Source organism: Lewinella sp. IMCC34183 (assembly GCF_003390915.1).
Taxonomy (GTDB): domain Bacteria; phylum Bacteroidota; class Bacteroidia; order Chitinophagales; family Saprospiraceae; genus Neolewinella.
The window spans coordinates 127,230-141,583 of record NZ_QMEM01000007.1; the positions used below are offsets into that span (position 1 = coordinate 127,230).

At 64.2% G+C, this 14,354-nt stretch carries 6 protein-coding genes; 3 read left to right on the forward strand and 3 right to left on the reverse strand.

Features of this window, described 5'->3' with window-relative positions; translation table 11 throughout:
* Positions 1–78: 78 nt before the first annotated feature.
* Both DQG19_RS15475 and DQG19_RS15480 read right to left on the reverse strand, forming a co-directional pair.
* Complete coding sequence (locus DQG19_RS15475; protein WP_116127192.1) at positions 79–1,068, reverse strand: aldo/keto reductase; 990 nt, start codon at positions 1,066–1,068, stop codon at positions 79–81.
* A 129-nt stretch (positions 1,069–1,197) separates the two neighbouring features.
* Positions 1,198–2,103: a nucleoside hydrolase gene (locus DQG19_RS15480; protein WP_157974541.1), complete on the reverse strand. Its 906-nt coding sequence runs from the start codon at positions 2,101–2,103 to the stop codon at positions 1,198–1,200.
* 118 nt (positions 2,104–2,221) lie between these two features.
* On the opposite strand from DQG19_RS15480, the gene DQG19_RS15485 reads away from it, so the two are divergent.
* Positions 2,222–4,648, forward strand: a complete 2,427-nt coding sequence (locus tag DQG19_RS15485; RefSeq protein ID WP_198661768.1) for a DUF5060 domain-containing protein — start codon at positions 2,222–2,224, stop codon at positions 4,646–4,648.
* Here DQG19_RS15485 and DQG19_RS15490 read toward each other — a convergent pair.
* Entirely contained in the window at positions 4,645–8,922 is a 4,278-nt protein-coding gene (locus DQG19_RS15490; protein WP_116127194.1) for a hybrid sensor histidine kinase/response regulator transcription factor, read from the reverse strand. The two genes, DQG19_RS15485 and DQG19_RS15490, sit on opposite strands and share 4 nt — an antisense overlap.
* 513 nt (positions 8,923–9,435) lie before the next feature.
* Between DQG19_RS15490 and DQG19_RS15495 the strand changes: the two genes are divergently transcribed.
* On the forward strand, positions 9,436–12,642 hold the full coding sequence (locus DQG19_RS15495; protein WP_157974542.1) for a SusC/RagA family TonB-linked outer membrane protein: 3,207 nt from the start codon (positions 9,436–9,438) through the stop codon (positions 12,640–12,642).
* A 26-nt stretch (positions 12,643–12,668) separates the two neighbouring features.
* Positions 12,669–14,351, forward strand: coding sequence for a RagB/SusD family nutrient uptake outer membrane protein (locus tag DQG19_RS15500; protein WP_116127196.1), 1,683 nt, complete (start codon positions 12,669–12,671; stop codon positions 14,349–14,351).
* The last annotated feature ends 3 nt before the right edge of the window (positions 14,352–14,354 follow it).

The following is a 14,354-nucleotide window of genomic DNA, read 5'->3' on the forward strand; positions in this document are numbered from 1 at the left end:
ACGATCGTTGGGACCGCTAAATGTACGCGACCGCCGCCGCCCTACCAAGGGACTACCACCACGCAATCGACCGCGGGCTTACAGACCGGTCGCCTTTTCCATTTCCTCGGAGTAGCGGTCGCCTACGATATCGATGCGGCGGGTAGCTTCCCCGATTTCTTCCAGCTCGGCGGGCGTCAGTTCCAGGTCCGCGGCACCAATGTTTTCCTTCACCCGGCCGAGCTTCGTCGTACCGGGTATGGGTACGATCCACGGTTTGCGGGCCAGTACCCACGCCAGGGCCACCTGGGCGGGCGTGGCCTCCTTCTCGTGGGCGTACCGCTGCAGCAGCTCTACCAGGGCCCGGTTCGCCCGCAGGGCCTCCTCCCGGAAGCGGGGCAGGTTGCGCCGGATGTCGCCCTCCCCGAATACGGCCGCCTCGTCGAGCGTGCCGGTGAGGAAACCCCGGCCCAGCGGACTGAAGGCGACCAGCCCGATGCCCAGCTCCTCGATGGTGGGTATGATCTCGGCCTCGTGCTGACGCGTCCACAGCGAGTACTCGCTCTGCAGGGCCGTCACCGGCTGTTCGGCGTGGGCGCGGCGGATGGTGTCCGCGCCGGCTTCCGACAGCCCGAAGTGCTTCACCTTGCCCTCCCGGATCAGGTCGCCTACGGTACCGGCCACCTCCTCGATCGGCACGTCCGGGTCCACGCGGTGCTGGTAGAAGAGGTCGATGGCGTCGCGGCGGAGACGGCGCAGCGATGCCTCGGCTACCGCGCGGATGTGACGGGGGCGGCTGTCGACGCCGTCGATCTTGCCCCGGCCATCCTCGAAGGTGAAGCCGAACTTAGTGGCGACGACGATCCCGTCCCGGTAGGAGGACAGGGCCTCGCCGATCAGTTCCTCGTTGGTGAAGGGGCCATAGGCCTCGGCGGTATCGAAGAAAGTCACGCCGGCCTCCACCGCGCCCTGCAGTACGGCGATCATTTCCTGCTTGTCCTTGGCGGGGCCGTAGCCGTAGCTCATACCCATGCAGCCCAGGCCGACGGCGGATACGGTGAGGGAGTCTCCCAGGGTACGGGTATTCATGATAGTGGTTTACCGGGTAAAACAGCCCCGGCGGGGGAATGATCGCGGGCTTCTGCGCTGCCGGAGGCAGCATTGTACTATCGCTGCCGGAGGCAGCATCTTACTATCGCTGCCAGAGGCAGCATTGTACTACGGGCGGTTCAGCAGGCGCTTCCAGAAGTCGCTTGCCATGGCGGCTTCGTCGATGTCTGTGTAGATCCATACGTCCCGCGGGATATTCTCCGGCGGGGTGGTGACCTTCCGTTTGGAGGCCCATTCCGGGTGCAGGAAGGCCTGCAGCAGGGCCACGTCCCACATGGTCCACACCTCTGCGTCGGGTCCGTGGTCGATCCAGCGTTGCTTAAGGTAGTCCCCGATGGGGCCGGCTTGGTCGAGGCGGGCGAAGGTGGTATCCCGTTGCCACCGGTACTGCCCGGCCGTGGAGGTAGGCATGACGTGCAGTTCCAGGCCCTCCAGGTTCAGGAGGTAGTTGGCGGCGTTGAGGTCGCGGCGGATATTGAACTCGTCCTTGTTCCAGATTCCCCGGTCGGCATCGTACTGAAAGCCAAGCACGTAGGCCCGGATACTATGCTTGATGTCGGGGGCCAGCGCCAGAGCCGAGGCGAGGTTGGTCCCCGCCCCGATGCACATGACCACCAGCTTCTCCGCACCTGCGTCCGCGCGCCTGGCCTGCTCAATGATGAACCGGGCGGCGGGGCTGTTGCGCGGCTCGTAGCCGCCCCAGGGCATACCCATGATACTGTCGGCCCCCACGGGGTGCGGCAGGTCCGTGCGGCCGGCCAGCGCGAGCAGTTCTTCGTTGAGGCGCTGGCTTTGGTAGACGGTACTGTCGCCGGAGTACTGGTGAAACCACTGGGCGGAGGTGAGGCCGCGCCAGTCGATCGCCTCCTCGCCCAGCAGGTAGGCAATGGCGTAGAGGTCGTCGATCTCGTTGGCGGTGTCGGCGTCGAGGATGAGGGGTACACGGCCGGCCGGCTGGGCGGCAAGCGGCAGCGCCCCCGCGGCGAGGAGAAACAGGAAGATCGGACGAAGCATAATCGAAGATACGCCGGCGGCGACGGGCATGTTACGGAATCCCCCGCCGGCGGTTACGCACGGGGGCGGCGATGCCCTGCGCGCCCGGTTACCTTGTCCCTCCCTCAGCCGACCCGCCATGCGCCAGTTCGTTACCTTTCTGCTTCTCCTGACTCTCTGCCCGCTGCTCCCCCTCTCCTCCCAGTCCGGCCCGGCGATCGATTCCGTCGTTGCAGCGACCGTCCTGGTCGACCGTCACGGCAAGTTCGAGGCCGCCGTGTACACCCCTGCACGCTACGCCAACCCCTTTGATTACGACGAAGTGCGGGTGCGGGCGACCTTTTCGGGCCCCTCCGGGCAGGTGGTGGAAGTAGATGGCTACTACTACCAGCCCTTCGCGCTCGACCCCCGGACCGGCACGCTCACCTCCACCGCCGCTACCGGCAACTTCGGGGTCCGGTTTTCCCCGAACGCGACGGGACGGTGGACGTACGCGGTCACGCTGACGGACGCCACCGGATCGAGCCCGCCCGTCGCGGGCGCCTTTGAGTGCCGCCGCAGCGCGGACCCCCGCAACCGGGGCTTCGTCCGCCGCAACGAAACCAACTACCTGAACTTTGACGACGGGCGGCAGTACATCCCCATCGGGGAGAACATCGCCTGGCCGCAGGCCAAGGTGGTACCCGACTACCGCAAGTGGATCGACGGGGTCACCGACAACGGCGGGAACTTCCTGCGCCTCTGGAACGCCTACTGGGGCCTCGGCCTGGAGTGGCTGGCCGGCTACGACGGCTTCGGCGGCCTGCGGCGGTACAAGCAGGCCAACGCCCGCTACCAGGACTGGCTGTACGACTACGCCGCCGAGCGCGGCCTCTACGTGATGCTGTGCCTGCAGTACCACGGACAGGTATCCACACAGGTCAACCCAGCCTGGGCCACCAATCCCTACAACGCCGCCAACGGCGGCCCCCTGGGGACCACCCGGGAGTTCTTCACCGACTCTACGGCCATCGCCCATACCAAGAACCGCTTCCGCTACATCGTGGCCCGCTGGGGCTACTCCCGCAATATCATGGCCTGGGAGCTCTTCAACGAGGTCGGTTGGACGGACGGCTACGAGGAAATCCAGGACGACGTAGCCGCGTGGCACGCCGAAATGGCCCGGTACCTAAAGGAGATCGACCCCTACGGCCACCTCGTGACGACCAGCTTCGCGGACGAGAGCCACGGTGCCGCCGAATGGGCGGACCCCAACATCGACCTGACGCAGACCCACTTCTACGTCAACAACGGCAACATCGAGCGGGCCCTCGTCGGCGGCGTACGGCGCTACCTCGACGACTACGGCCGGCCCACCCTGGTGGGGGAGTTCGGACTGGGGGCCGAACGCGACCTGGTGGCGACCGACCCCGAGGGCGTCTACGTGCACAACAGCCTGTGGGCGGGGCTCTTCGGTGGTGGCGCGGGCACGGCGATGAGCTGGTGGTGGGACAACTACGTACACCCCCGCAATCTCTACCGCTACTTCCGCGGCATTGCCGCCGTCTCGGCGTCCATCCCCTTCCTGGAGGGCGATATGGCGCCCACCCCGACCTACGTGGCGGGCGCTCCGGGTGACCTTATCCTCACCCCCACGCTGGGCTGGGCCTCGGTGGCCGACGATACGGTACGCGTGGCGCCCGACCGGCAGATCACTCCCCGCCTCAGCTACTTCCTGTACGGGACCACGTACAATACGGCCTACCGTTCCCCGCCCACCTTCGTGACCGACTTCCCCGTAGCGGCCGACGTTACGGTGACGACCGGCGGGGAGTCGGGCACGTTTCCGCGCCTGTCCATCTCCGTCGATGGCGAGGAACGGCTCCGGTCCGCGGCCCTGCCCAATACTGCCTACACCGTGAGGGTACCCGCCGGCCGCCACCGGATCACGGTCGATAATCCCGGTACCGACTGGATCAGCATCCGGTCGTACACCATTGGTGGCGTCGGATCGCGGGTCGATGCCTACATTCTCTCGACCATCGACGGGCGTACCGCCGCCGGGTGGGTATTCAACCACCGCTACAACCACGAATTCCTGGCGGAGAACGGCGGCCCCCCGGACCCGGTAGCCGGGAGCGTGGTGGTCGTGCCGAACATGCTACCCGGCAGCTACCTGGTGAACTGGTACGACTGCCTGACCGGGCAGGTCGTCGATTCCGCACCGGCCGTAGCCGACGCCGGCGGACTGGTCTTTTCGGTGCCCGACTTCACCTGGGACCTGGCCTTCCGGATCTCCGCCAGCCCCGCCACCGCGGTCAGCGCCGCCCGGCCCGCCGGCCCCTACGCGGTCCGTTTCTACCCCAACCCCGCCGCCCCGGCCGGGCTGGTACGCCTGGAGCTGCCCCCTCCCGACCGGGCCGAAGTGCGGCTCTACGACCGGGCGGGCCGGCTACAGGCGTACTACCGCGACGTGACCGGCGACCGGGGCTTTCGCCTGCCCCAGACGCTGCTGCCGGGTACCTACTGGGTCAGCGTAGAGCAGAGCGGGATGCGGGTCACCGCGCCCCTGCAGGTGAACCGCTAATTCGCGTCGGGGAAGTGGGAGGGGCTCACGCCGAATTTCTTCTTGAACTGCGAGCGGAACGATTTCAGGTCGTTGTAGCCGACCATATAGGTCACGTCGGAGACGTTGTACTGCCGGGAGCGGAGCAACTGGGCGGCGCGTTCCAGACGAAAACTGCGGATGAGCTGGTTCGGCGTCTCGTCGGTCAGCGCCTTGATTTTCCGGTAGAGTTGCATCCGGCTCATGAAAACGGCGTCGGCCAGCTGTTCCACGCCGAAGGCACTGTCGTCGATGTGCTTTTCTACGGATTCCTGGACCTGGCGGAGGAAATCTTCGTCCAGGGTATTCAGCACCACCCCCTTAGGGCTGAGGGTGATGTTCTTCCCGAAGTGCTCCCGTAGTCGCTTCCGGTTACCAACGAGGCTTACGATCCGGGCCCGGAGAAGCTGCAGGTTAAAGGGTTTGGTGACGTAGTCGTCGGCCCCGGTCTGCAGGCCGTCGAGCTTGAACAGGAGGGAGGTGCGGGCGGTGAGGAGGATGACCGGTACGTGGCAGGTATGTATGCTGGACTTGAGCCTGCGGCACAGCTCGATACCGGTCATTTCCGGCATGGTAATGTCGGCCAGCACCACGTCGGGGAGCTCAGTTTCGGCCAGTTGCAGCCCCGCCACCCCGTTCTCGGCCTCGTATATGGTGTACTCCTTGCCCAGGTTCTCCCGCAGGTAGGCGCGGATGTCGGCGTTGTCTTCCACCACCAACACCTTCGTCGGGTTGCCCTCCACCGCCGGGGCCGCTTCCCGCTCGGCGTCGGTGGCGACGAGTTCGAGGTAGCGACTGATCTCTTCGCTGTCCCGGAAGTTCTGAATTTTTTGCTCCTCGTGGAAGTGCCCGTCGCCCCGGGGCAGAAAGACCGTGACCCGGGTCCCCTTCCCCGGTGTACTGCTCACCCCGATGGTACCGTGGTGGGCCTCGGTGATGGCCTTGGCCAGGGCGAGGCCGATGCCGGTGCCCCCGTCGGCCCCGTAGTCTTCCTCCGCCTGGTAGAAGCGGTCGAAAACGAAGGGCAGTTGCTCGGCGGGGATGCCCCGGCCCGTGTCGGTGACCGTAATGGCCGCGCAATCACGTCCGTCGGGGGAGGCCTCGGCGAGCGTTACGTCCACCGCGCCGCCGGCGGGGGTGAATTTCAGGCTGTTGGAGAGGACGTTATAGAAGACTTTTTCCAGTTGGTCGCGGTCATAGGTCACGGGGAGGCGCGCGACGGCCGGGCGGTAGCTGAGCGCCACCCCCTTCTCCTGGGCCAGGCCATCGAAGGACAGCACGATCTCCTCCAGGAACCGGACGAGGTTGCCCTCCGCCACGCGCAGGCGGAGCAGGCCCGCGTCGTTCTTCTGCACGTCAAGTAGCTGGTTGATCATGTGGTGCAGCCGCCCCGCGTTGCGGTACATGCGGGTATACATCCGGTAGATGCGCCCGTTGGTACGCTCCTCGCGCAGCAGTTGCTCGAGGGGGCTCAGGATGAGGGTCAGCGGCGTGCGCAACTCGTGACTGATGTTGGTGAAGAAGCGCACCTTTAGCTCGTTGAGCTCTTCGGCCTTTTCCCGCTCCACCCGGGCCAGCTGCAGGCGGTGGCGCAGGCCGGCCCGCATCTGTACGATGCGGATGACGAGCAGGAGCAGGCCGCCGGCCGCGAGCGCGTAGAGCAGGTAGGCCCAGCCGGTCTGCCAGAAGGGGGGGCGGATCTCCAGGTCCAGGCGCACGGGGTCGCTCCACACGCCGTCGTTATTGGCGGCCCTGACGGCGAAGGTGTAGCGTCCGGGTTGCAGGTTGGTGTAGTGGGCGACGCGCTCGTCGCTGTCGGTATAGATCCAGTCGTGAAAGCCCCCGAGGCGATAGGCGTAGCGGAGCAGCTGGCTCTCCCCGATCTTGAGGCCCACGAATTCGATGGAGATCATATTGTCCCGATGGCTCAGTTCCACGCGCCGGGTTTCGCCGATGGTTTTCGTCAGCAGGGTCCGGCCGTCGGCCATCTCCCCTACCGGTACCGACTGGTTGGCTAGGCGCAGGTCCCGGATGGCCACCTGTGGGGCGACCGTATCGGTGAGCAGCTCGGGTACCCGCAGGTAGCTGAGGCCGAGCGAGCCGCCGAAGGCAAGCTGTCCCCCCGGAAGCTCCCGGGCGGCGTCGTCGTAGAAGAAGAGGTCCTGCAGTCCGCTGTTCGTCCCAAAATTCTTTACGGCGTAGCCCCGGGCGGTCGCCTGCACCCGCGAGATTCCCTGACGGGTGCTCAGCCAGAGGTCGCCGTTGCGGTCCTGGGTGACGGCCTGTACGAAGGCGTTGTCCAGGCCGTCGCTGCCGTCGAGGTGGTCAAAGCCACCGTCGTCGCGCAGGCGGTTGAGGCCGTTTTCGGTAGCTACCCAGAGCGCACCTTCCGCATCGACGAACAGGGCGTTGATGAAGTTGCTGCTCAGGCTGCTGCCCGCCGCCTCTCCGTAGCGGTAGTGAGCGACCAGGTCCAGTGCCCCCTCCTGCCGGTCGTGGCGCAGCTTCAGCAGTCCGTCCCCGCGGGTACCCACGTACAGGTACTCGGTGCCGGCTTCGGTCCGCAGCAACAGGTGAACGTTATTGCTGGCCCCGAGGTCGAGGTTGCGGTCGCGCGTCATCCGGTAGTTGACCAGCTGGTTGCTGTCTGGGTCGTAGTGGAAGAGCCCGCGGTCCCAGCCCCCCACCCACAGGTCGCCGGCGGCCCCCTCGGCCACCGACATCAGGTACAGCCCCTGGCTGCCGTCGGCGGCGGGGACCGGGGTGGCCAACAGCTCCTGCAGGCGATCGCCCCGCCGCACGCGCCCGATCAGGTCTGCTTCGCGGAAACCGAGCAGCCCCGTGCCCTGGGTGGCGATCCAGAGCGTGCCGGCCTGGTCTACCAGGGTGCTCGACGCGAACCCGGCCTTGCCGCCGCCGTCGCGGATCCGCAGGCGAAAGGTGGTGGCCGGCCGGTGGCGACCGGTCTCCGGGTCGAAGGGCTGGTAGTGCAGTCCGTCCCCGCGGGTGGCGAGCCACAGTGCGTTCTCCCCGGTGGCGGTGGTCAGGGCGGCAATTTTCCGGTCGTTGGTTCGCTCCGTGGCGGTGGGGTTGATGGTGGCGAACAGGCGGGGCCGCCGGTCGATCCAGCTCAGGCCTCCCTCGGTACCGATCCAGAGGCGGCCGCCGGAGCCGCCGTAAAGCGAGGAGACCACGTTGTCGTTGAGGTGGCCGGGCTGGGCGGGGTAGGCCAGCAGGCGCTGGAAGGTGCCCGCCCCGACGTCCATGCGGTTCAGCCCGTTCTCGGTCGCTACCCACAGCTCGTCGGGGCGGTCCTGCCAAATGTGGGCGACCTCGTCGGTCGTCAGGCTTCGGGGGTCGTCCGCGCGGTGGTGGTAGCGCGTGAGGGTGAATCCGCCGGCGGCGCCGGTATCGGGCCGGAAGCGCTGCAGCCCCTGTTTGGTGCCCAGCCACAGGTGACCCGGGGCACCCATTACCCCCTCGATGCTGAGGATGAAGTTTTGCTGCAGCCGCCCGGCCCCGCCCTCGGCCAGCTCCGTCGGGGCCTGCGTCAGGTCGTACTGCACGAAGTAGTCCGGGCGGCCGTCCGGGCGGCGAACCAGCCGGCTGAGGCCGGACTCGGTCCCGATCCAGAGCGTGCCGTCCGGCGCTTCGTACAGGGTATTGACGAAGCTGTCGCTGATGGTGCGGCGATCGTTCGGAGCGTGCAGGTAGTGTACGAAGTCCCCGGTCTCGGGATCGAATCGGTTGAGGCCGTGCTCGGTGGCGAGCCACAGGTACCCGTAGCGGTCCTGTACAATGGACCAGACGTTGTCGTTGCTGAGGCTATTGGCCCGGCCGGGGTCGCGGCGGTAGGGTACGAGGCGATCCCGGGCGGGATCGTACCGGTAAAACCCGCCGTTGTGGGTGCCGACCCAGAGGCGGCGCTGCCGGTCTTCGAACAGGGTGGTGATCTTATTGGTGGCCAGCCCCCGGTCCGCCGTCCGCCCCTGCTGGTAGTGGCTGATGGTGTGCCCGTCGTAACGGAGCAACCCCGACCAGGTGCCCACCCACAGGTGGCCGCTGTGGTCCTCGAGCAGACTGGTGATGGAGCTGCGCGACAGTACGTTATCCACCGGGAAGCTCGAAATGAAGGGCGCCTCCTCCCCCTGGGCCCCGGCCGTGCCCGCGAACAGCAGGGCGACCGTCAGAAGCAGGAGGCCGGCGGGACGGAAATGGCAAAGGCAGTAGTGGGGCAAACGGATAAATGGGATCAAACGAACGGTGGGTTAAGCCACCGAATATACGCTTCGGCGCCCCGATCCTTTGTCGGCAGGGAGCCAGCCGAGCCAGGAAAACCGGGCCGTGCAACGAATACCCCCCCTTTTCGTTACGCGCCCCCCTGCTGGGCGGCGGGCACATTGGGGATATTTGAGCTCTTGCCCGGTGAAGGGGGTCCGGCTAGGTCCGTCGTACGCTACCGGTGCCCTTTTTATCCTGGATGTACTGTACGCAACCGACGATCATGCACGGACAATACCTTTCCCCGGCCCGGGTACTTCCCGGGTGCCTTTGCACCCGCGCTCCGCGCCCGGAGGGAGATCAACCGGAGGGTTACGCCAGGAGTCGGAAGACCGCGGTCGTACGTCTTTCGGGATCCTTGCTACGGTGCGCTGGCGTCCGGAAACGGGTCAAGACGCCGATCCATGATCCCTTGGGGTAAACCCTCACCACCCCCGACCGCGCTAGGCGGTCGCTGTACATTTCCGCCAGAGAAACTTACGATGTATATGAAGATTCCTATTTGTGCTTCCCCGTCCCCCGGTCGCCGCCACTTCTCCCTCAGTCTGGTCCTCTTGTTTGCCAGCCTGTGCATTGGTGCGAACTTGTCTGCCCAGCGGACCGTCGTCATCGGAACCGTGACCGACGAAACCGGCACTTCGCTGCCGGGGGTCACGATAATGGTCGAGGGTACCACGAGCGGTTCTACGACCGACCTGGACGGAAACTACCAGATCACCACTACCTCGGACGGACAGCTCACCTTTTCCTACCTGGGATACCAGCGCCAAACGCTGGAGGTGAACGGCAGATCGCGGATCGACGTGACGATGAGCGAGGCGATCTCGCAGCTGGATGAGGTGGTCGTCACCGGCTACGCCACGATCAAACGATCCGACCTGGTTACGGCCCATACCTCACTGGATGCCGAGGACTTGGAGCGGACCGTCAACCCGACCCTGGAACAGGCCCTGCAGGGCCGGGCCGCGGGGGTTCAGGTAACCCAGAATACCGGTCAGCCCGGTGGTGGCATTTCCGTTAACATCAGGGGCATCAGTACAATCAACGGCAACACCCAACCGCTCTACGTAGTGGACGGTGTGCAAATCCAGGTCGACCAGATACAGCTCGGCGCCCAGAGCGCCGCCAACCCCCTGGCGGGCATCAACCCCTCGGACATCGCCTCGATTGAGGTGCTGACCGGGCCGGTGGCGGCCTCCCTCTACGGCTCGCGGGCCACGAACGGCGTGGTGGTAATCACCACCAAGAGCGGGCAGGCGGGCCGCACGAACATCAAGTATGACTTCGCCTTCAGCCAGCAGGCCCGGCCGGAGTACCTGGACGTCATGGACCTCAGCGAATACGCCGCCATGGCAAAGGAGTACGTCGCGATCGAGGGGGGAACCCTCCCGGGGGAGTTTGAGGATCCCTCCCTTCTGGGGGCGGGAACCAACTGGCAGGAAGAACTCTTCAACGACGCCAGTATGTTCAAGCACAACCTGAGCGTCAGCGGAGGAAACGATAAGACGACCTACTACATCTCCGGCGAAGTGTTCGACCAGGAAGGGGTGGCGGTCGGCTCTGGCTTCCAGCGGTACAGCGGGCTCGTGAAGGTGGACAACCAACTGACGGACCGGCTGAAGCTGAGCTCGAAAGTGAACCTCAGCCAGACGGAAACGCGGCTAATTACCGGACAGGAAAACATCGTTTCCACCGCGCTGCAGATGACATCCAATATTCCCGTGCGGGACTTCGACGGCACGTTCGGGGGCGGGGACACGGAGACGTCGGCCTCCCAGCAATTCCTCCCCCCCAACCCGATCGGTCTGGCCGAAATCACCACGAACAACCTGATGAAACGGCAAGCCCTGCTGGGGCTCAATGCCAGCTACGACCTCGGGCGCGGCCTGACGCTATCCGCTGCGGTAAACGCCGATATTTCCAATTCCGAGGCCCGGTATTTCCAGCCCCAGTACAAATTCGGCTTTCAGGAAAGAACGACCGCTACCCTGGCCGAGCGGTCCCAAAGCAGTACGTACTGGAACTTTCAGCAGATCCTGTCGTACTACAAGCAATTCGGTACCCGGCATACCCTCAACGTGATGGGCGTGCACGAAGCCCAGCGCAGCAATTGGCGTAACCTGGCGGGCGGAATCTCCGATTTCGTCTCCGAGGAAGTCATCGACCTGAACCTGGGCAATACCGAAACGGCAACGGTCGACGGCGGTCGGGGCTCGTGGGCGCAGGAATCCTGGCTGGGCCGGTTGAATTACAACTTCGCGGAACGCTACTACGTGATGGCTACCGCCCGCGCAGACGGGTCCTCTAATTTCGGCGCCAACAATAAGTGGGGGATCTTTCCGTCCGCTTCCTTGGCCTGGAGGATTTCCAACGAGCCGTTCTTCACCATCGGAGCCATCAGCGAATTGCGGTTGCGCTTCGAAACCGGCCTTACCGGCAACCAGGGCGGCGGGGGCTTCATCTACGGCACGCTCGGGGCGTGGACGACGCCCTGGGGTACCGGCTTTGCCCTGAATCGCTACGCCAACCCCAACCTGCAGTGGGAAGCCACCCAGACGAATAATTTCGGGCTCGACCTGGCCTTCCTGGAAGACCGTATTCAGCTGGAATTCGATTACTACACCAGAAACACGGACGAGCTGTTGACCGAGGCCGCCAACCCCGACTACCTCGGCGTAACCGGGAGCGGAAGCATTGCCAACCCGTTCGTAAACGCGGGCTCGCTCCGAAACGAGGGCTGGACGGTGCGGCTACAAACCAGGAACATCAACACCCCCAACTTCACCTGGTCTACGGATTTCAACTTTTCCGTAGTCGACTCCAAAATCCTGTCGCTCAATACCTCTTCCGGGTTTTTCGACCGTACCTCGTGGTGGATGGACAACTGGACCCAGCGGTCCGCGATCGGGCAAGCCCCCTGGCTGTTCTACGGGTTCGAGGCGGACGGCCTGTACGAATCGCTGGAGGACATCAACAACAGCCCCCTGCCGGTGGACAACGACGGCAATCCGCTGCCCGTATCCCCCGATGGCATCTGGGTTGGCGACGTTAAGTACCGTGACATCAGCGGCCCGGACGGGGAGCCCGACGGGGTCATCGACTCCTACGACCAGACCTACATCGGCAACCCGAACGCCCGACAGTCGCTGGGACTGACGAATACATTCACCTACAAGTCAGTTGATCTGAGCGTACTGTTCACCGGCTCCTTCAACTACGACGTCTACAACTACACCGCCTACGCGGCGACCAACCCCAACAACATCAACCTGAGCCGGAACCTGCTCAACCGGGCGTACGATTTTGCGCGGGTAGCGCTGGATGCGGAAGAACAGCCCTACATCGTCAACGCCGGTACCGACGTTCCCAGGATCAACGCCACCGATCTGAACGGTAACTACTCCCGCCATTCCAGCCGTTTCGTAGAGGATGGCTCCTTCCTGCGCCTGAAGAACGTGACCCTGGCCTACAATCTGCCCGCAGCCACCGTATCCCGTCTCGGATTCATTCAATCCTTGCGGGTCGCAGTTTCCGCCCAGAACCTGGCGACCTTCACCAACTACACCGGCTACGATCCGGAAATCGGAGCGTACGTGGGCCGCAACTCCGACGCCGGCAACCAGGCGGTCGGGGTCGACAACGGAAGGTATCCTTCCGTTCCCCTGTACACCGTGAGCGTTGGCGTACAATTTTGATCACGCAGCTGTAAACGATAGAAACTATGCACGCTATACTAAGAACGACGCTGGCCCTCGGTCTGCTTTCCGGACTAACGTTCAGTTGCTCCGAGGAATTTCTCAACGTTCCACCGGAAGACAGCCTGACCGACGGTTCGTTCTACACCAATGACGCCCAGCTAATGTCCGCTACGGCCACGCTGTACAATCTGGTGTGGTTCGACTACAACGATAAAGCCTCCTACAACATCGGAGACTTCCGGGGCGGTACCACCCTGGACGCCTGGAATGACCGGGACAACGTGGAGTTCAAAACGACGGAAAGCACCATCGATAACGGAGTGGCGTGGCGAGCCTTCTTCAACGTTATCGGGCAGGCCAACACGACCATGCTGAATATTCGCCAGAGCGAATCGGCGGAACTGTCGGAGGAAGCACGCCGGATCGCCATCGCCGAATGCCGCTTTATGCGGGCGGCGGCCTACGAGCACCTGGTCATGAACTGGGGCCCCGTTCCGATCATCACCAACAACATCGATTTGCTGGAAGATCCGCTGTCGATCCGCCGCCATACCGTTGAATCGGTGTGGAGGTTCATTACCCAGGATTACCTGGCCGCGGTCCGGGACCTGCCCGAATCACGTTCCCAGGAAGGCCGGGTGACGAGTTGGTCGGCGGAGGGCATGCTTTCCCGAACCTACCTGACCCGTGCCGGGGTAGTCGGAGCAGCCGGAAACCGGGACCAAACCTACCTGGACAGCGCTAAGTACTACGCACAGCGGGTGATCGAATCCAGCGGCGCTTCCCTCCTGCCCGATTATGCGGACCTCTTCACCGTACCTTACGATAACAACGCAGAATCCCTGTTCTCCCTACAGTGGGCCTTCGCTTCCGGTGAGTGGGGCAGCAACAACAGCGTACCGGCTTACCTTACCCCGGTTAATGAACTCGGCAACGGCGATGGCTGGGGCGGAGCCAAAGGCGCCACCTTCTGGCTGCTGGGCCTGTACGACGGCTTCGAGCAAATTGACGATATAACCCTGCAGGGCAGAACGGTGGACACCCGGCTGCACGCTACGTTCATGCTGCCCGGAGCGTACTATCCGGAATTGCCCTACGCTGACGGCAACGGCGATATCGCCGTGGGCTACACCGTCCCCGAGCTAGGTGGAGATCTGGCTACGACCGTGGATTTTGCCGCCTACAAGAAGTACGTCGTCGGTCGCCTGACCCCGACCCAGGCTATCTCCCAGCACTACAGTCACGACACCTATATGCTGCGGCTGGCGGAGGTGTACCTGAACTACGTAGACGCCGCCATCGGTAGCGATGACGTTACGACCGATCCCGTGGCCATCGACTACTTCAATGCGGTCCACGAGCGGGCTACCAACCAAACGGTTGAGGATGAGGTCTCTCAATTAGACCTGCTTGAAGAACGGGCCAAGGAATTCGCGGGCGAGTCACGCTTCTGGTATGACCTGGTACGCATTCACTATTACGATCCGGAATTTGCCTACGAGGTGATCAGCAATCAGGACCGCGGGCTGTATTCTATCGAACCGGACAACCCCACCGATCCTACCCAGTGGACCATCCAGCAAATCAGCTGGGACGCAAACCGCTTCTTCAATGCTTCCTCGGCCAACTTCCGGTTGCCCCTACCCATCAACGAGATCAGTTCGGCCCCCAATTTGCTGGAGGAGCCGGTGGACTACGAATTCTAAGCG

Excerpts from the sequence above, each read along its gene's own strand:
- DQG19_RS15475 (WP_116127192.1), bottom strand. The coding sequence starts at position 1,068 with ATGAATACCCGTACCCTGGGAGACTCCCTCACCGTATCCGCCGTCGGC.
- DQG19_RS15485 (WP_198661768.1), top strand. The coding sequence starts at position 2,222 with ATGCGCCAGTTCGTTACCTTTCTGCTTCTCCTGACTCTCTGCCCGCTG.
- DQG19_RS15480 (WP_157974541.1), bottom strand. The coding sequence starts at position 2,103 with ATGCTTCGTCCGATCTTCCTGTTTCTCCTCGCCGCGGGGGCGCTGCCG.
- DQG19_RS15495 (WP_157974542.1), top strand. The coding sequence starts at position 9,436 with ATGAAGATTCCTATTTGTGCTTCCCCGTCCCCCGGTCGCCGCCACTTC.
- DQG19_RS15500 (WP_116127196.1), top strand. The coding sequence starts at position 12,669 with ATGCACGCTATACTAAGAACGACGCTGGCCCTCGGTCTGCTTTCCGGA.